Source organism: Paenibacillus sp. VTT E-133291, assembly GCF_002264395.1.
Taxonomy (GTDB): domain Bacteria; phylum Bacillota; class Bacilli; order Paenibacillales; family Paenibacillaceae; genus Paenibacillus_AQ; species Paenibacillus_AQ nitricinens.
This window is the reverse complement of sequence record NZ_NFVA01000006.1, coordinates 25,767-43,851: the sequence shown is the minus strand read 5'-3', so window position 1 is coordinate 43,851 and position 18,085 is coordinate 25,767. Positions and strand designations below refer to the sequence as shown.

Here is an 18,085-nt window from a genome sequence, read left to right as displayed (position 1 = left end):
ATTCTACATCATCATCAATAAGTAAAATATCATTATGTGGGAGCGCATCATCAGTTCCTTTTTGTCTAACGTCTTAACTGAACCTAGAGAAACCGATGAATCTTGGTTAAACAGTGGAATAAGCGGATACAAATAATCGCCCCACTCTTCAAAAGACCAGCTCTTAAGGCTACTTTCCATGAAATAGGGCAACGTTGCATCGGCAAACTGTTCAACTTCTTGTAACCCCACTGTTCCTGCCGTACCTTTCAAATTATGCAAAAAACGATAAATGTCCTTCTCGTTAACTTCCGACAGTTCCGACCATTCCTGGAGGGTTTGTTTGGTCCGCTCTTCAACCATATCTTTATATTTTTGTGTAGTCATATTTACTCCTTCAGAGTATCGTATCAATCTCTCACTTCATCATATTTTTCATATACTGTCAATCGAATTTTCTTTAAATTCACAGGACTTTATATAAAAATGATCAAACTGACAAAAAACCTTTGGTTGAAGCTTGCTTCAGCATTTGTAATAATGATTGGAATGGTTCATTCCGTTTACACGGCGTAATCACCATATACAAAGGGAGGCTGTATTTATGAAGGGGATTATTACTGTATTAGGAAAAGACAAAGTAGGGATTATCGCCAAGGTATGTACATATCTGGCCGAGCACAATTTGAACATTCTGGATATTTCTCAGACGATTGTACAAGATTATTTCAATATGATGATGATTGTAGACATTTCTGGCGCGACTAAAGCATTTGAGGATATTGTTGAGGATTTGCATTTAATCGGAGAAGCGATCGGCGTGGAAATCAAGCTTCAGCATGAGGATATTTTTAATATTATGCACCGCATTTAGGAGGATGACCATGATATCACTGGTGGAAGTACAAGAAACGAATAAAATGATCCGTGAAATGAATCTGGATGTACGTACCATAACGATGGGAATCAGCCTCATGGATTGTGCGCATACAGATATGAGAACTTTTAACCAAAACGTATACGACAAAATCACTAGATCCGCTGAGAAGCTCGTCAAAACAGGTGAAGATCTGGAAAGGCAATTCGGTGTCCCCATTGTTAATAAACGGATTTCTGTGACCCCTATTGCTATTGCTGCTGGCGCCGTGAAGACGGATACGTATGTGCCTGTAGCGGAAATTTTGGACAAGGCTGCCAAAGAAGTTGGCGTTAACTTTATTGGTGGCTTCTCTGCGCTTGTGCAAAAAGGGTGCACCAAAGGTGACCGTATTCTAATCGACAGCATCCCAGAAGCACTAGCAGTTACTGAAAGAGTCTGTTCATCCGTCAATGTCGGCTCTTCCAGAAGTGGAATCAATATGGATGCTGTGAAATTAATGGGTGATATCATTATTCAAACTGCGGAACGCACCAAGGATCGGGATTCCATCGGCTGTGCTAAGCTGGTTGTCTTCTGTAATGCTGTCGAGGACAATCCTTTTATGGCTGGAGCCTTTCATGGGGTTGGTGAACGGGAATGTGTCATCAACGTTGGTGTCAGTGGCCCAGGTGTAATCAAGCGTGCATTAGAGGAAGTAAAGGGGCAGGACTTCGAAACCTTATGTGAAACGATCAAACGGACTGCGTTTAAAGTTACGCGTGTGGGACAACTAGTTGCGCAGGAAGCATCGAAACGGATGAACGTGCCTTTTGGGATTATCGATTTATCTCTGGCTCCAACACCAGAAATTGGGGATTCCATTGCAGAGATCTTTCAAGTCATGGGTCTGGAAGAAGCTGGCGCACCAGGAACAACAGCCGCTCTGGCGATTCTAAATGACAATGTTAAAAAAGGTGGCGTTATGGCCTCCTCCTATGTTGGCGGACTCAGTGGAGCCTTTATTCCGGTTAGTGAAGATCACGGAATGATTCAAGCCGTACAGCGTGGTGCTCTTACGCTCGAAAAGCTAGAAGCCATGACCTGTGTATGTTCTGTAGGACTGGACATGATTGCTATTCCGGGAAGTACCACCAAAGAGACGATCTCTGGCATCATCGCCGATGAAGCTGCTATCGGAATGGTCAATAACAAAACAACCGCTGTTCGCGTCATTCCTGTTATTGGCAAGGATGTAGGCGAAATTGTAGAATTTGGCGGCCTCCTTGGATATGCGCCTGTCATGGCTGTTAACGGCTTTAATTGCGCCAATTTCGTTAACCGAGGTGGACGAATTCCTGCTCCAATTCACAGCTTTAAGAATTAATAGAAACCTCAAACAGCAAGTCCCTATTTGTACCTAGGCGACTTGCTGTTTTTTATTGTTCATAGCCTGAAGATGTTAATGTTATCAGATTTAAGCCCGCTGGATCCCAATATTAGGTGTTCCCCCGGTCAAATCGATAAATAATACATAGTCATTTCCATCCGTGCCCTTCAGCACGAGTCCTGTCTGACTTGCAACTCCCATAGCGAAATATCTGACTTCTTGAAGGCTCGTAGGGGCTGAAACTGGTGACAAAGCCTGATTCACCGCGATCAAACGGGTCGCAGTTTTGATGGTGCCTGCACCGCTAATTTCACCGGTAACCCCCAAATGACCGAGCAGGGACTGACTGCCGTTCACCTGAAGGCTTCCCATAATGGTCTGACTACCATTTAATTGCAAGTCTAAATCGATAGTCTCATTCCCGTTGACATGCAGATCATTTTGAATGGTCTGACTTCCTGTAACAAGAATATTATCGAAGGTTGGCAAGACGATCATCCCTTTCAGGTTTTATAGTATATCTTATGTTAGACAAGACAATCCGGTCATAGATAGATATACATCTTTTACTAAATCCGCTTTTTCCTTCAAGATTCAGATTAATGGTCTTATACCTAAAGTCAAATGAACCCCCTACACATATAATGATTAGCAAGACTAGGTGCTAGAGCGAACGACTGGCTCCAATGAATACAGGAGGAATTATGAAGAAGACAGCTACTAGGCTCACTCCTCAATTGCCTTCAACTCACGAAGTCTCCATCAGCCAAGTTCATCAACCGCAACACCATAATCTCATTCTCGAGAACTCTTATAGAACGGAATCCATAACACGGGAACTAAAACAATTAAGAGTATTGCTTCTGATCCCCTCAGAGATAAGTGAAAAAATGCCTAATGTACGACTTTTTAAAGATCAGCTAAGGCATCTGGTCAAAGAAGTGCTTGCCATTAAGCTACATCATAATCTGGAAGAATATTTAGCCCAGTATCAGCCTGATCTGATATTGGCCTTGGGATCAGAGACCCTGTTCCCTGAGGAGAATATTCCTGCCCTCAAAGCTTATAACGCTCCTAAGGCCGTATGGATGGCAGACACGACCTGCCTTACCCGAACAGAACGTAATCTAGCGCTATTATTCGATTATATTTTCACACAGAACATAGCTAATCTAATCTATTATCAAGGTTTACGGGAGAAACATTCTAGCTACCTCCCCTATGCTCCAGATACAGACCTCTATTACCCAAGACGTGTAGAGAAATGTTACCACAGTGACGTACTCATTCTCGGCCATTTTCAAATGAATAATGTTCTGGACACCCTAGCTCATTCAGAACTACTTCATGGCCTCAAGATAATGACCATTGGTAGCGGGTGGGAGCCCACCAAAAATTTCATAGACATCACCTACGATAAAGCAGAAATGTCTAACTATTATAACGGAGCAAGGATCGTCATCAATTGCACAGGTTCTGTGCAGCAAATTATGGAGGTCTCTGCTTGCGGCGTATTTCAGTTCGTGGAAGACCATCCCCATCTTCAAAGTTACCCCATTGCAGAAGAAAGTCTTATTCGTTTCCAGAACTTTAAAGAGCTCTCTGAGAGCTTCAGGTACTATATTGCTCATAGTGATGAAAGGAGAAGTTCGGCCTCTCGTGCTCTAAAGGAAGTAAAGTACAATTATTCCTATCTTCAGCAGGGAAAGCTGCTGCTCAAAAAAATATTCACGGAGCCATAGGGGGTGATCTGACTTGAAATGCATCGCTTTTGTATTGCCTCAGTTTCATCAGATAACAGAGAACGATTCCTGGTGGGGAGAGGGATTTACAGAATGGACAAATGTCAGGAAGGCTACAGCCCTTTATCCTGAACATGATCAACCGAAAAAACCATTAAATAATAACTACTACGATTTAACGGACCCTAAAGTGAAACAATGGCAGGCTGAAACTGCAAAAGCTCATGGCATTTACGGGTTTTGTTATTATCACTATTGGTTCAATGGCAGGCGACTTCTGGAACAACCGGTTCAGCAGATTCTTGCCAGCAAAGAGCCTGACTTCCCCTTTTGTCTGTCTTGGGCTAATGAACCTTGGACACGAAGCTGGGATGGCACTGAAGAAGATGTCTTGATGCCACAGGAATATGGAGAAGAACGGGATTGGCGAATGCATTTTTATACTTTACTCGAGGCTTTCCAAGATGAACGATATATTTGCGTAGACGGCAAACCAGTATTTATTATCTATAGATCCTCCAGCATCCCTCGGTGTGATGAAATGCTTCAATGTTGGCGTGATTTAGCTCAGCAAAACGGACTTAAGGGCCTTCATCTTGTCCGGACACTGGGCGGATTCCCCCTAATGACAGAGCACGGGTTCGACGCCAGTCTAGAATTCGAGCCTCACTACACATTCGCACATGGCGGTGTAAAGCACTTATGGAGTTCCAAGCAGGTAGAGGATCAAAAGCATATTGTCATTGATTATGATGAATTATGGGAATCTATGTTAGAACGGACACCTCATAGAGATGGGGAAATTATATATCCGGGAGCATTTGTCAACTGGGATAATACACCACGTAAAGGTGCTGCCGGACAAAGTACTTTAGGTGCAAATCCTCACAAATTCGGTCAATATCTGTCTCGACAAATTGAGAGGACCAAGAAGATGTTCAAAAGTGATTTTATTTATATTAACGCTTGGAACGAGTGGGCTGAGGGTGCCTATTTAGAACCGGATGATCAGTATCGGTATCAATACTTGCAAGCCGTTAAGAAAGCCCTTCAATCTCCTCACAAAGAAGATCCTTCCACGCCGTAGCGTCAGAAGGATCTTCTTCTTTTATTCCTTATGATCTTTCCGAAGTCTGCACTCTGGCGCTCCTTGCACTTATCATTCTCCAACCCGTTAGCAGTGCAGCCACAAAGCATATGGATGCCGAAGTCATGAACACTACATGCATCCCACTGATAAATAACTCTGGTCTACCTGGAACTAAACCTGTTACCCGATAACCAGCTTCACTGCTCATCACATGAAAGAGAATCGTAGTAGCTATCGTAATACCGACGACCATCCCCACATTACGAACTAACGAATTGACGCTGCCCGCAGAACCAAGCTGAGTCCTAGGCACCTTAGACATCACAAGTGAATTGTTCGGCGATTGAAATAGACCACTACCGATTCCTAACATAGCAATCCACACGCCTACCAGCACAACAGAGCTTCCTTCATGAAGCTCTGCTAATCCAAACTGAGCAATAACCATGACTACCAGCCCTGCAAAAGTTAGGAATTCAGACCCGATTTTATCCGATAAAGCTCCGCTTATTGGTGCTACGACAACCATACATATCGGTAACAGCATCAACAGGAATCCCGCTTCAAAGGGCGATAGATTCAGCATATTCTGTGCATAAAATGGCGCGATGATATTAAAGCAGAAGTTCGCTGTAAACACGAGAAACCCACATAAAATACTTAATGAAAACAACGGATTCTTAAATAATGACAATTGTAGTAACGGTTCTTTCCGGCGAAGCTCCGTCCATAAGAAAGCAATGAAGCTGACTATAGCTACGATTAAAGCCGTCACAATTAAGCTATCGCCATAACCGAGCTGCTGTCCCAATAAAAGCCCTGCGAACAAACTTATGATAAAAATAGCGAAGAGTAAACTACCTGGAACGTCTATTGTAGATTTCGTCCTAGTTAAATCCTTAGGCAGTACCTTCCAGCCTAACAGAATAGCGATCACTCCAATAGGAATGTTCACCCAAAAGATATACTCCCAGCCTAATGTCGAAACCATAATCCCACCTAAGCTAGGGCCAGCTATACTTCCCAGAGACACGAATGTACCTATGAAACCAAGTGCTTTACCCCGCTCATTGGCAGGAAAGATATCCGTAACGATTCCCTGGCTATTCGCCATGGTCATCGAAGCTCCAATAGCCTGAATGACGCGTGAAGCAAGTAATGCCGGTAAACTTAAACTGAATCCACACAGCATCGAACCAATAACAAAAACAATCGTCCCTATCTTAAAGATTCGAATCTTCCCAACAATATCTCCAAGCTTCCCGAAGAAAAGAATCGCAGCACATATCGCCATCAAATAACCTGTGGTTACCCATTCGATTTGTGCCATAGGCAGCTTCAATTGTTTCGATAATTCTGGCAGAGCGATGTTGACGATACTGCCATCCAGTGTGGACATGAAGGTGAAAATATTCAGTACAATTAAAATCATCCAGCGTTTCTTCTGAATTTCCTTGTCTTCCTGATAGGTTGCGCTAATAGAACTCATAAACTAACACCTCATTGAATGTATAATCAACGTTTAGTTGCGCACGCAACAAAACTCACTTACATAGTCTACATCAATTTAGTTGCGCGCGCAACGACTTTATTGTACACTTTGTCTCAGAGTAGCAAATAAGCGAACTATATACCCAAAGAGGTGTCTATATTTTGGAAAAAGAGCCTATAGGAAAGTTGATTTCCTATTTTCATCGTCAAAATCAGAAGCAATTGGTAAAAAAGTTCATGCCCTATGGAATAGGTAGTGGTGGGCAACATAGTTTTCTAAAACTGATTACTTCCAGACCAGGGATTACACAAGATCAACTAACTTCTGAACTAAAATTTGATAAAGCCACCACCGCTCGCTCCGTGAAGCAATTAGAGAATTCGGGTTATATTGAACGTAAACCAGATCCTAATGATCGACGCTCTCAACTACTATATCCAACGCCTAAAGCAATCGATTTTTCGCCAATTCTTCAGTCTATTTTAGATGATTATAACAAGAGCCTAGTTGGTAAATTAACCACCGCGGAAGTAGAGCAGCTTCGTACCTTACTTCAAAAAATCAGCACTGACGAAGAATAGGACAAAAAAAGAAACTGTCTCAAAAGTAGTAATGGCTACTTAAGGGACAGCTTCTTTTTTTGAGAATTATTAGGGAAAATCTCCCTGAAAATAGCTGATAAATGTTTTAAATGAATAGAAAGAGGGAAATCCTCCCTAAAAATCAGAGTAATATCGGTATTTACCAACGAATCAGCGAAATTATAGGGAGAAATTCCCTAATTATTAGTCAGATGAGCAGAAATCTCAGAATTACAGGGAGGAATTCCCTAATGATCGATCAGTGCTCCCGTTTCCTTGGTGAGGACACTCCACTTTTCTACAATCAGTCCATTCACTCCGCTACTTTTAGCGAAAAAACCTATATCATCCCGTGTTCACTTCAATTTTACGGTCTCAGCAACTTCTTTCGTAATCGCTTCCCCACCTAGACTCTTCCACTTCTCTACAAAAACGTCAAAGTCACTAAGTGGTGAATCGCCCACGATGATATTCAAAAATGTCTCGCTCTCCAGATTTTGCAGCTCCGTCCATTTGCTCTTCATTCGTTGGGTGTTTCCGTAAAAGACCCCTCGCACTCCCTCAATAGCGGTAGAGGTTAAGACAGCAACTCCATATTTATAGGCATTCGCTGCTTTCCAGCCTTCCAGATCTTTCTTTGGTTGTTCCGTGTCCTCCACCCATTGATCATAAATGAGACGGGTATCTGGATTTAATGTATCCGGGTCAATTTTGCCATGCAAAGCTTGCTGGATATCTGCATAATGTTTCTCTATTGCATCCGAATAATCAATTAGAAGGTCAAACGGATAATAGGCACGCAACTGAATTCCTGTTTGCGCTGAGAAATCATCAAGCGTCTTAACTTCCTCCGAATTAGGGTCTTGTCTTCTCTCAAGTCTTGTAAACACGTTCAACTGCTTCATAATCGCCTCTGGATGCTCGAAACCTTTACGCACAACAAGGTAACGGTCTGTTACCGGAGCCAAATGTGCAACAAACTTACCAGACTCATCAAGTGGAGCTGCATATGCTCTCCATTCTGCCTTCGTATCGAGGGCAACCGCCTCTGACAAAGGATAATATGGCATCCACCATGGGCCAAAGAACATGCCTGATTTCCCTGTAATAATAGGCTCTTGTGTTTCTTTATAAAGTGCAAAATTGGGGTCCAGCAACCCTCTTTTATACCAATCTGCCAGTTTGGCAAGCGCTTGTTTGGTCTCAGGTGTAATGGATCCATATACAATATTCCCAGCGTTATCCTTGATCCAATTGGTAGGAAAAGCATGCAATGCACTAAACACAGCATCCAGACCATTTACTAATGGCTTTGTCCCATAGACGATATTCTTATAGCCGCTAAGTCCGACGGTATCTCTTTTACCATTGCCATCGGGGTCTTTCTCCATAAAAGCCTTCGCTATGTTCTCAATATCTTCAAAGGTTTGCGGTGCCTGCAGCTCCAGTTTATCCAGCCAATCCTGACGCACCCAGAGCAGAACAGGCGAATCCGCATCAATTGCTACGTTAGGTAATCCATATAACTTACCGTATCGGGAAGCATCAGATAATGCCTCACCCTGAGTAGAATTGTACATATCCTTAATTAAATCAGAGCCATATACATTGTAGGTCTCTGTGAGGTCCTCTATCATATCATTGTCAATGAGTTTCTTTAATTGATCTCGATCTACAACCATCGCATCCGGCAAATCATTGCTATCGATCGCAAGTTGTGCTTTTTGATTAAAGGCATCTTCACCCTTCGCTTCCCAAGAGTGAACTACCTTGATATTCGTAATGCTCTCCAAATAACGGGTGATTGGATTGTTGTCGTTGCTGTCACCTGTATTTAGCCTGGAATCAGGAACCTTAAATCCTACACGAATCACGATCGGATCTTCGTATTTGCTATACGCTACAGAAGCATCTTCGACCTCACCCTGAGGACTTCGAGTAGAATCTACTGTTTTGTTCTGGTCACGGCATGATGTAAGTCCGATCATCATTACAAATAAGAGGATGAATCTCCACAATCTCATCATTGGTCCTTCTCCTCCGCACGATATTCACTCGGCAGTTGACCAATACGTTCTCTGAACAGTCTACTGAAATAGCGGTCATCTTCAAAGCCAGACCTTGAAGCAATCTCACCGACGGGTAATGAAGTCTCCCGCAATAATGATTTAGCCAACTCAAGTCGCATTCCCCGTAAACATTCACCGAATGTCTCCCCGGCAAAACGAGCGAAACATTGACTGAAATAACCACGGCTCATATTAATTTCCGCCGCTACGTCGCTCTGATTGATTTTGTCACCTGCATGGCTCTGCATATAACGAACTGCGCGAATAAGACAAGACATCACTTCTTTAGTCAATCCTAGCTCGAGCATTCTCCGTCCCACATGATCAGAGAATCGGCGCAGCCAGGTCTTCCAGTGACACCAATTCAAGTTCATCGAAATATCGCGTTCCAGTTGAACAGCATCATCAGGTTTTAACAATAAAGCGCTCCAGCTTTGTAAAAGAGAATGTGCGAAAGCTGGAAATCTATCGTATCGAGGCTTCTGCAAGCTAATGTTCTTTACAAAATTCTCCCATTCATTCCCATCAATCGTCCACTTGAGACTATGAGCTTGCTCGAATACATCAGCTTCATCCGGTTTTAAATGGGGAATCGCTATTTCCTTCTTTAGTTCCTCATAATTCAGAAAGGTCAGTTCTTCAGCACTAGAATGATAAAATAGCATATGCCGAAGCTTCGTGGTGAGCTGCTCCTCCAATTCCTGTAGTGACTGATCTCTTAACCCACTGATGAGCGCGGTCTGCCATCTCCCAGAAAGCTGGTTCTTAAGCTCACGCTTCCCCTCCTCTTCCGAGAACCGGTGAAGCAAGGGCGACATCCACATCTCATGAAAGGTAATCAGCGGATTATTCTTCACGAAGGATAGGTGAAATAACTCTTCTTCATTACAGTGGCTGCTTAATGGTAAATAGAGCAGTGCCTTGTCTGCAGCTATCCTTTTACCTTCACCATGAACCAGTGCATCCCTTGTATTGTCCTCCCATTTGATGCGATCGACCAGGCGACGTATAGTCTCGTCCGCATTTTCCATCTCCAATAGAGTTTTGACAATATAATCAACGGCTCCTAAACGCATGGCCTCCTGCACATAGTCAAACTCATGATGGCAAGTAAGCACAACACAGCGAACACCTGCGAAACGCTGCCTTACTAGTTTAATTAGCTCAAACCCAGAAATGCCGGGCATAGTCAAATCTACAAATATCAGATCTACATCCTGTTGTTGAAGTAGCTCCAAAGCGGATTTGCCATCTCCCGCCTCACCGACAATCACAACTCCTAAGGATGACCAATCAATTAGAGAGATAAAACCTTTCCGCACAAGTCTCTCATCATCAACCACTACAGCTTTAATCATCGAAGTCCTCCTTACCTTTCCTCGGAATTACGATAGATACAACCGTACCTTCCCCTAGTTTGCTGTACATCTCTAGCTTCATTTGTTCTCCATAGTAGGTTCTGAGCATCCGGTTCACGTATGAGAAGCCGATTCCGAGCCCCCGCTTCTTAGCGCCATCCTCTGACAGCAGCTGATCTAACGTATCTGCATCCATTCCAGCCCCGTTGTCTCTTACACACAGCTGAACTTCTCCTTCACCATGCTTTGTAATCAAGACGTCCACCCTGCCATTATCGCTTAGACCATGATAAATCGAGTTCTCTACAAGGGGTTGAAGTAAGAATCTAGGGACAGCCACAGACAAAACATCCTCATCAGCCTCCACGTTAAATTCGAATTCATAGTCATAACGAATACGCTGCAGCTCCATATAATTTCGGATCGCTTCAATTTCCTCTCCAAGGGTAACGATGATGCTTTGCTTGCCCAGATTATAATGCAGCACCTTTACAAGAAGAGTGACCAGCTTGTCGATCTCCTTCTGACCGTTAAGCCTTGCCATCCACTGCACCGTATTCAATGTATTATGCAAAAAGTGAGGGTTAATCTGGCTAAGTAGCTTTTCAATCTCGAATTGGCTTTTCTGCTTCTCATTATAGGCTACCGCAACAATCAGCTCATTCACCTGTTTCTTCATCTGCTGAAAGTTACTAAGCACAAAATCAAACTCTTCCACATTCGTGTAGGCAACGGGAGAAGTAACATTTTCCGCCATTCGATTAATTTCAAGGTTAACCTTCCGCAAAGGGCCATAAATCTTTTTCCAAATCATCAAAGCCAGAACTCCGGCAAAGAGTAGTGTCGAGAACGCGAGCAGGATCATTTTATAGAACCAAGAATAAATTTCACTGTTGAATTCGGACTTTTTAACTACTGCAATAAGCTTCCATCCCTGTGGACTAGCGTATCGAAACAGATGATATCCGGTAAGTGTTTCATGTGATAGATTAGAGTTGCTTCCAGCAGCTTTGATAATTCCTTGAGGTAATTTACCATCAATGACATAAGTGCTAGTGCCCTGTTGATTCACAAGTAGGTGGTTAACCTTCATCCCGTAAGATTCCTGATTAAATATTTTGCGAAGCAGACTATAATTCGTCTCTAAATAAATATATAGCTTATGTTCACCTGGTACGCGTACAATGCGCTGTTCAGAGAACACGAGATTATCGCCGACGGCATACATCGTAGAATGCGGCCCATAATAATCAGCTCCGTTATATCGCATAAAAGAAGGTAATGTACTGATATCGAAATTTCTGCGCGCACTCATATTTGTGAACAGAACCGGATCATCACTGCTTGGCATAATGTAGGCTGTAAGTCCAATGTAGGGATTCGTGAAATTAACGAGGTTGATCTTCTGGTTGATGGAGTTCATCATTTGTGATTTGCGATAAATTTGTTTTTCCTGAATAAAAGAGGACATTTCTTCCACAATCTGACCATCCAGCGCAAACTGTTTAGAGGCAAAATCCATATTGTCGATGGCATTCTCCAAGCTAGAGGCTTCCTGTTTCAAGCTTGCACTTATACCATTGCCAATTTTCCCTGAAAGGATAGAGTAAATAGAGGTGTAGGTTACGAATCCTACTAAAAGAAGCGGAAGTAACGTTCCGATCACTAGATAGATGAATAAAGTCTTACGTAAGGATTTGACAGCTGGGGTATGATTACGCCGGAATACTCTCACCATCTGAATGATCCTCTTCTTTCTTCTTGTAAGCGTTCTATATATATCAATGTGAGAATACCACATTTATCCTTAATTGAATAGAATAGGGCAGAACAGCCTTCACGCCGCCCCGCCCTATTTGTATTTTTTCTAATTAAACCTTATTTCACGCTTTTGCGAGCCTCAAACAGTTCCTCTGCCTTTTTAATCGAGAAATCCATCACTTCGGCATAACCGAGACCATTCACCTTATCATGCATTTCTTTATTCAATTTGTCATATTCTGCTTGATTCTTAGCAAATACCATTTTCCAAGAAATTTGTTGAATGACCGTACCGATTTGTTTGTTCTTTTGCTCCACTGTTTTGTCCATCATCAATGGCTCTTTACCTGTGAAGCCTTGTGGCGCGACAGCCAATAGATTATTTTTCTCAAAATACTCCTTAGGCGTCAGAACACCCATCTTCGCTCTCCAGTCACTATCAAGCTTAGACGGATTACGCTCTAAGGTTGTCGTCCATAGATTGTGATCGTATGGCTCTTTGTTGTCAGGATTCACCATCGCCGGAACTACAAAAGAGAAGTTCATTTGGTTAGAGCCGTAGTAGTAGTCACCACCACCATATTCTGCAGGCACCTGTGTATTCTGTTGATCGGTATAAGCCTTCCAGCCAAAGTCAGTCACGACAGGTTTACCGCTTGCATCCATATCCCAAGTCAGACCTTTAGGTCCGTTCGGCACCGCTGTTCCGCTTCCTGCAGAGATCATTGCGCCTTCCGGAGTGTACATCCAGTTAATAAATTCCATAATTCTAGCAGGTTCTTTAGCTTTTGCACCGATTGCTATAATACCGTTACCACCGTATACATTGAAGCCAGTGGAATACATCAGCTCATCCTTGAACGGAACTAGTGCAAAACCTTTACCTTCTGCTGTTCTTTCCGGTGTATTGTAGTTAGCTGCTCCAAGCCACGGGAACCAGGAGAACAACAGACGACCATCTTTGTATTTCGCTACCACATCGTCGAATTTTTGCGTCATGGAATCTGGATCAACCAGCCCCATTTGGTTAGCTTCAAAATACAGTTTGAGCGACTTCATATACCAGCTATCTTCGGATAGGAAGTCATAATACTTTTCTTCATCTGCTTTAACATACACAGCAGTGTCAGGAATTTCGTCATAACCCATCATGTTGGCGAACTGTTTAGCCAGTGTCATTTTATAGTTGCCGTCCCAGTCAGACCACATCGAGAAGGCATAGGTTTTCTTTCCTTGCTCATTTTTTGGTTCAAGCTCTTGCATTTTTTTCAGCACGGGAAGATAATCTTCTATCTTTGAAATTTCAGGTGCTCCGATTTGTTGATAAAGATCCCATCGCAGGTCTGGCCCCCAAGTCATATCTTTCCCTTCAGAAGGTCCAGATGGATTAGAAGCTACACTGTTTCCGATGCCAAAAACGGATGATCCACTACCAAAAGCGATCTTTGCTTTCTCAATAGCTTTTGGAAACGTGCTGGCAATGTCTTTTCCGTATTTATCTAGGAGCCCGTCTTGAGTCCAGTCTAAGAGAAGTTTTCCTTTGATCGCGTTTGGATAATGGTTCTTATCATCACCGAAAATGATAATATCGCCAAGATCGCCGGATGCCATCATTGCAGAGATTTTGGTATCTCCACCCGTCAGGTTTGAGGCTACAATGTCCATCTCAATATTGAACTTATCTTTGATGATTTTGGCAAACCAACCGGTTTGTGGACCCGCATAGTTAGCCGTTGTAGAGAATACGGTCAGCTTCAGCGGCTTGGAATGATCTAGTGTTCCGTCATCTGGTGCTGCTGTCTCTTCCGCCGGCGCATTCGTGGCAGCGGACGTAGGTTTCTCTGTGCTCGTGTTTTTGCCCGAGTTAGCCGTATTATTTCCCCCGCCACATGCTGCCAGAACGAAAACTAGGATTACGGATAGCATGACAAGCGATGCTCTTCTTAGTCTCATTGCTTTATACCCTCCCTTTCGTATCTTTTCTTATAGTCCAACTCTGCTCCTAGCAGAGGAAAACCCCATTTCATTACCGATCCGGTAGCTCATTAGCCCTTAACCGCACCGATCATAATCCCTTTGACGAAAAAGCGCTGGAAGAATGGGTACACGATTAGAATCGGCAATACGACGATCATCGTTACGGTCATCCGTACAGAGGTTGGAGTCTGCATATTCGCTACACTAGCGGCCATATCTGGTGAATTACGAATTAAAGCCGCGAGCGAGCTGGACTCGTTCAAATAACGCCATAACAAGAATTGGAGCGTAAAATATTTCGTATCTGTCATCAGAAACGCCGTATCAATAAATGAGTTCCATTGATTCACTGCGGAAAAAATCGTAATTGTAGCCAAAATGGGCGTAGTAAGCGGTACAATAATGCTCCAAAACACTCTCATGTAACCAGCACCATCCATAGACGCTGACTCCTCAAGGGATGGAGGAATGGCCTCAACGAAGGTCTTAACCAGAATGATGTTGAATGGCGTAATAATCGTAGGCAAAATATAAGCCAGATAATTATTGGTCAGATGTAAATTGTGCATGGTGATATACCAAGGGATCAGACCTGCGCTAAAATACATCGTAACCACGACACTCCGATACCAAATACTCCGGCCCCACATTTCATTTTTGGTGAACAAGTATCCTAAAAAAGCTGACGACCCCACGGTAAGCAATGTCCCGACAACCGTTCTATACACAGAGACTGTCGCCGCATGTCCTAGACCACTGATTCTTAGCACCTTACTATAGTTATCAAAATGGATCTGTCTTGGATAAAATTTGATATCACCCGCTGCGCTAAGATCATTCGAGCTGATCGTATTGATGAACAAATAATAGAATGGGTAGATGCATGACAGGGTGAACAATCCAAAGAGCGTATAGATCATAATCTGGAAGATAAGTTCTCCAGCCGTTAGTTTTTTCTTTCTCAAATGGGATCACCCCTGACTTAAATGATAGATTCGTCACGCACCATCTTAGACAATGTGTTCGCTGCGAACAGTAGAATTACACTGACAACCGACTTCAACATGCTGACAGCCGTGGCAAAAGGAAAGTTGTTGGCGAACGCAATGTTATATACATAAAGATCCAGTACTTCTATAGAGTCCTTATTCATCGCATTTTGAAAGGCAAAGTACTGCTCCATCCCGTTATTGACCAGATTACCTATAGAGAGTAGCAGCAGTACAAAAAAGGTCGGGATCAGACCTGGAATGGTGATATGCCAAATTTTCCGGAACCGATTTGCTCCATCCACCTCAACAGCTTCGTACAATTCCTGATCAATGCCTGCAATTGCAGCAAGATAGAGAATGGCACCCCAGCCTAACGACTTCCACCAGTACCAAACGATCATCGTGACCCAGATATTTGAGCTGGAAGCGAGGAAATTATAGCCTTCATCCACTATTCCAAGCTGCACCAGAATGTGGGTGATGACACCGTTATCTACAGAGAACAACGAGAATGCCAAGGCATAAACTAGAATCCAGCTTATAAAGTTTGGAATCGTGGTTAGTGTCTGCACCAGCTTGCGATACCAGCCTGACTTCACCTCAGTCAACATAACGGCAAAGATCACTGGAAAGATGGATGTAATTAATCCGAGTGAACTCATAGCAAGCGTGTTCTTCAGCACGCGCAGAACCTCTGCGGTCTGCGTCGGATTAGATACAATCGTCTTGAACCATTTCAATCCAACGTAAGGCGTGTCTGACAACGGTATTCCGGGAATGAAATCATAAAAGGCATAAATCCATCCGCTGATCGGCAGATAATAGAAAATAAAGGTGACAACAAGAAATGGAAAAGCCATGAAGAACAATTTATGTTTGTTCTTCATCTTCCAGCGGGATCGATGAACCGGATCAACGCTGGGAAGCCGTTTGCCAGCAGGTACCCCCATATCGGAATCTCCTATACCCAGATTTTGATTACGTTTTCAGAGTATCAGAATCTGAGCTTCTGGCGAGATAGAGAGCAGAACGCCTTCTCAGGGAAACCGTCAGATACTTGTGAACCAAATTCGCAGTACAATCGACCATTTTCTACCTAGTCGCTTTGGGCGTATTGGAGCACACATATGCCTTTAGACAAAAACGACCACCACTTAGGAAGTACCCGAAGTGGTGGTCGTTTTTTTATATGTCTATTTTCACTGAATCATAATCAATCGAATATTATCTAGACTACATGCTAATGTCCAGACGCCTGAACATTCCCCTCCGCAGAGGCATCCATCTTCTGACGTCCCATATAAAACGAAGCCAATAACGCTAAAGCTGCAGGAATCAGCGCCCAAGCAAAGGTGTTTACAATGGATGAGGATAACCCAGCGGTAATTTTACCCAGAATTTCAGGTGGAATGAGCGCCCTAGTCTCCGGTGAGAGCAAAGCATGTGGGTCTTTAAAATCCATAGCTCCCGCAGGAGCCGCTCCACCACCATTAGCCGAGAGTAGCTTGGTAAGACTGCCTGAGAAATAGTGACTTTGAATGATACCGAAGGTGGTAATGCCTATCGTCATGCCCAGTGAACGAATGAAATTCAGCGTTGCGCTGGCAGAGCCACGTTGCTGTGCGGTCAATCCATGAATAGATGCCGTACTTAGCACTGAGAATGAAGCACCAATCCCTAGCCCAATCAAAATCATATACAACGTAACAAGCAGTCGTGAAGCATCCGGCGTGAGTGTCGCTACAAGTCCAGTACCGATCACCAAAAGTGCGAATGTAGGAATCAGCAGGCTGCGGTAACTGGTTTTTGACATTAGAAATCCGCCCATCGTAGCCGTAACCACTGAGCCGACCATCATTGGTAGCAATACAAGTCCTGAATTTGTAGCTGATCCGCCCAATACTCCTTGAATAAAGATCGGAATATACACGGAAGCCACAATAAAAGCTGCACCGCTAAACAGAGCACAAATAATGCTCACCGCGTATAATCTTTTTTTAAACAAAGCAAAGGAAATAATCGGTTCTTTCGCTTTGGTCTCTACAAAAAGAAACACAACTGCAAGGATGGCAAAGGCTGCAAACAAACCAAGAATCATGGACGATCCCCAAGCATACTCTTTTCCGCCTAGCTCCAGCGCAAACATTAAGGAAATGACTGAACCAAGCAGCGTACCCGCTCCCAACCAGTCAATAGGCTGTTTTGAATGCTCATGCGATTCTTTATAAAAGAATACGACCATCGCAAAAGCCAACAGACCAAGGGGTAAGTTAATATAAAATATCCATTGCCAAGCAATATGATCGGTAATATACGCACCGAGCAATGGACCAAATATACTCGACAAGCCAAATACAGCGCCGAATGCCCCGCCCAGTTTTCCCCGGGTCTGCAGCGGTACGGCATCGAACATGATTGCAAAAGCGATTGGCACCAGCGCCCCGCCACCAATGCCCTGAATAGCCCGGTATGCAGCTAACTGAGTTATTGTATCAGCCGTTCCACAGAGAGCCGAACCTGCCATGAATACAATAATTCCAAAAATAAAAAACTTCTTACGACCATACATATCAGACAGCTTGCCGAAAATGGGCATACCCGCCATCTCGGCTACGAGATAAGCTGAGGTGACCCAGACAAATTTGTCCATTCCGCCCAGCTCCCCAACAATATTACCCATTGCAGTAGCAACGATGGTGCTGTCCATGGAGGCCATAAGAATTCCTAATAAGAGACCTGCGATAACAATACCCAGATTGGGCGATTTGGCAGCACTCATATGTTCCACTCCTCTTTTC

At 43.4% G+C, this 18,085-nt stretch carries 15 protein-coding genes; 5 read left to right on the top strand and 10 right to left on the bottom strand.

Going from position 1 to position 18,085, the window contains the following annotated elements:
• Window positions 1-3: 3 nt before the first annotated feature.
• Window positions 4-366, bottom strand: coding sequence for an Hpt domain-containing protein (locus CA598_RS04315; RefSeq protein WP_094875532.1), 363 nt, complete (start codon window positions 364-366; stop codon window positions 4-6).
• A 217-nt stretch (window positions 367-583) separates the two neighbouring features.
• Here CA598_RS04315 and CA598_RS04310 point away from each other — a divergent pair, with 217 nt between their 5' ends.
• Together CA598_RS04310 and CA598_RS04305 are read left to right on the top strand one after the other, a co-directional pair.
• Window positions 584-853: an ACT domain-containing protein gene (locus CA598_RS04310; RefSeq protein ID WP_042189980.1), complete on the top strand. Its 270-nt coding sequence runs from the start codon at window positions 584-586 to the stop codon at window positions 851-853.
• Window positions 854-866: 13 nt separating this feature from the next.
• The gene (locus CA598_RS04305) at window positions 867-2,222 is read left to right on the top strand and encodes a PFL family protein (protein WP_256989813.1); all 1,356 of its coding nucleotides are present in this window, start codon (window positions 867-869) and stop codon (window positions 2,220-2,222) included.
• A 90-nt stretch (window positions 2,223-2,312) separates the two neighbouring features.
• Here CA598_RS04305 and CA598_RS04300 read toward each other — a convergent pair whose 3' ends face one another.
• Entirely contained in the window at window positions 2,313-2,723 is a 411-nt protein-coding gene (locus CA598_RS04300) for a hypothetical protein (protein WP_256989811.1), read from the bottom strand.
• Window positions 2,724-2,929: 206 nt separating this feature from the next.
• On the opposite strand from CA598_RS04300, the gene CA598_RS04295 reads away from it, so the two are divergent.
• Together CA598_RS04295 and CA598_RS04290 are read left to right on the top strand one after the other, a co-directional pair.
• On the top strand, window positions 2,930-3,967 hold the full coding sequence (locus tag CA598_RS04295) for a glycosyltransferase family protein (protein WP_179283582.1): 1,038 nt from the start codon (window positions 2,930-2,932) through the stop codon (window positions 3,965-3,967).
• 13 nt (window positions 3,968-3,980) lie between these two features.
• The gene (locus tag CA598_RS04290) at window positions 3,981-5,054 is read left to right on the top strand and encodes a glycosyltransferase WbsX family protein (protein ID WP_094870220.1); all 1,074 of its coding nucleotides are present in this window, start codon (window positions 3,981-3,983) and stop codon (window positions 5,052-5,054) included.
• A gap of 28 nt (window positions 5,055-5,082) precedes the next feature.
• Here CA598_RS04290 and CA598_RS04285 read toward each other — a convergent pair whose 3' ends face one another.
• Entirely contained in the window at window positions 5,083-6,546 is a 1,464-nt protein-coding gene (locus CA598_RS04285; RefSeq protein WP_094870221.1) for an MFS transporter, read from the bottom strand.
• A 164-nt stretch (window positions 6,547-6,710) separates the two neighbouring features.
• Between CA598_RS04285 and CA598_RS04280 the strand changes: the two genes are divergently transcribed.
• Window positions 6,711-7,130, top strand: coding sequence for a MarR family winged helix-turn-helix transcriptional regulator (locus CA598_RS04280; RefSeq protein ID WP_094870222.1), 420 nt, complete (start codon window positions 6,711-6,713; stop codon window positions 7,128-7,130).
• A gap of 356 nt (window positions 7,131-7,486) precedes the next feature.
• Here CA598_RS04280 and CA598_RS04275 read toward each other — a convergent pair whose 3' ends face one another.
• The 7 genes from CA598_RS04275 to CA598_RS04245 form a co-directional block, all read right to left on the bottom strand.
• A complete protein-coding gene (locus CA598_RS04275; protein WP_094870223.1) occupies window positions 7,487-9,157 on the bottom strand; it encodes an extracellular solute-binding protein in 1,671 nt (556 codons plus the stop codon).
• On the bottom strand, window positions 9,154-10,557 hold the full coding sequence (locus tag CA598_RS04270; RefSeq protein WP_094875528.1) for a response regulator transcription factor: 1,404 nt from the start codon (window positions 10,555-10,557) through the stop codon (window positions 9,154-9,156). The genes CA598_RS04275 and CA598_RS04270 overlap by 4 nt, the downstream gene beginning before the upstream one ends.
• Entirely contained in the window at window positions 10,550-12,295 is a 1,746-nt protein-coding gene (locus CA598_RS04265; protein WP_179281590.1) for a sensor histidine kinase, read from the bottom strand. The genes CA598_RS04270 and CA598_RS04265 overlap by 8 nt, the downstream gene beginning before the upstream one ends.
• Before the next feature lie 140 nt (window positions 12,296-12,435).
• Complete coding sequence (locus CA598_RS04260; protein WP_094870226.1) at window positions 12,436-14,271, bottom strand: type 2 periplasmic-binding domain-containing protein; 1,836 nt, start codon at window positions 14,269-14,271, stop codon at window positions 12,436-12,438.
• Window positions 14,272-14,363: 92 nt separating this feature from the next.
• Window positions 14,364-15,260: a carbohydrate ABC transporter permease gene (locus CA598_RS04255; RefSeq protein ID WP_094875526.1), complete on the bottom strand. Its 897-nt coding sequence runs from the start codon at window positions 15,258-15,260 to the stop codon at window positions 14,364-14,366.
• 17 nt (window positions 15,261-15,277) lie between these two features.
• Window positions 15,278-16,237: an ABC transporter permease gene (locus CA598_RS04250; RefSeq protein ID WP_094870227.1), complete on the bottom strand. Its 960-nt coding sequence runs from the start codon at window positions 16,235-16,237 to the stop codon at window positions 15,278-15,280.
• A gap of 290 nt (window positions 16,238-16,527) precedes the next feature.
• Window positions 16,528-18,066, bottom strand: a complete 1,539-nt coding sequence (locus CA598_RS04245) for an MDR family MFS transporter (protein ID WP_094875525.1) — start codon at window positions 18,064-18,066, stop codon at window positions 16,528-16,530.
• Between the last annotated feature and the right edge of the window lie 19 nt (window positions 18,067-18,085).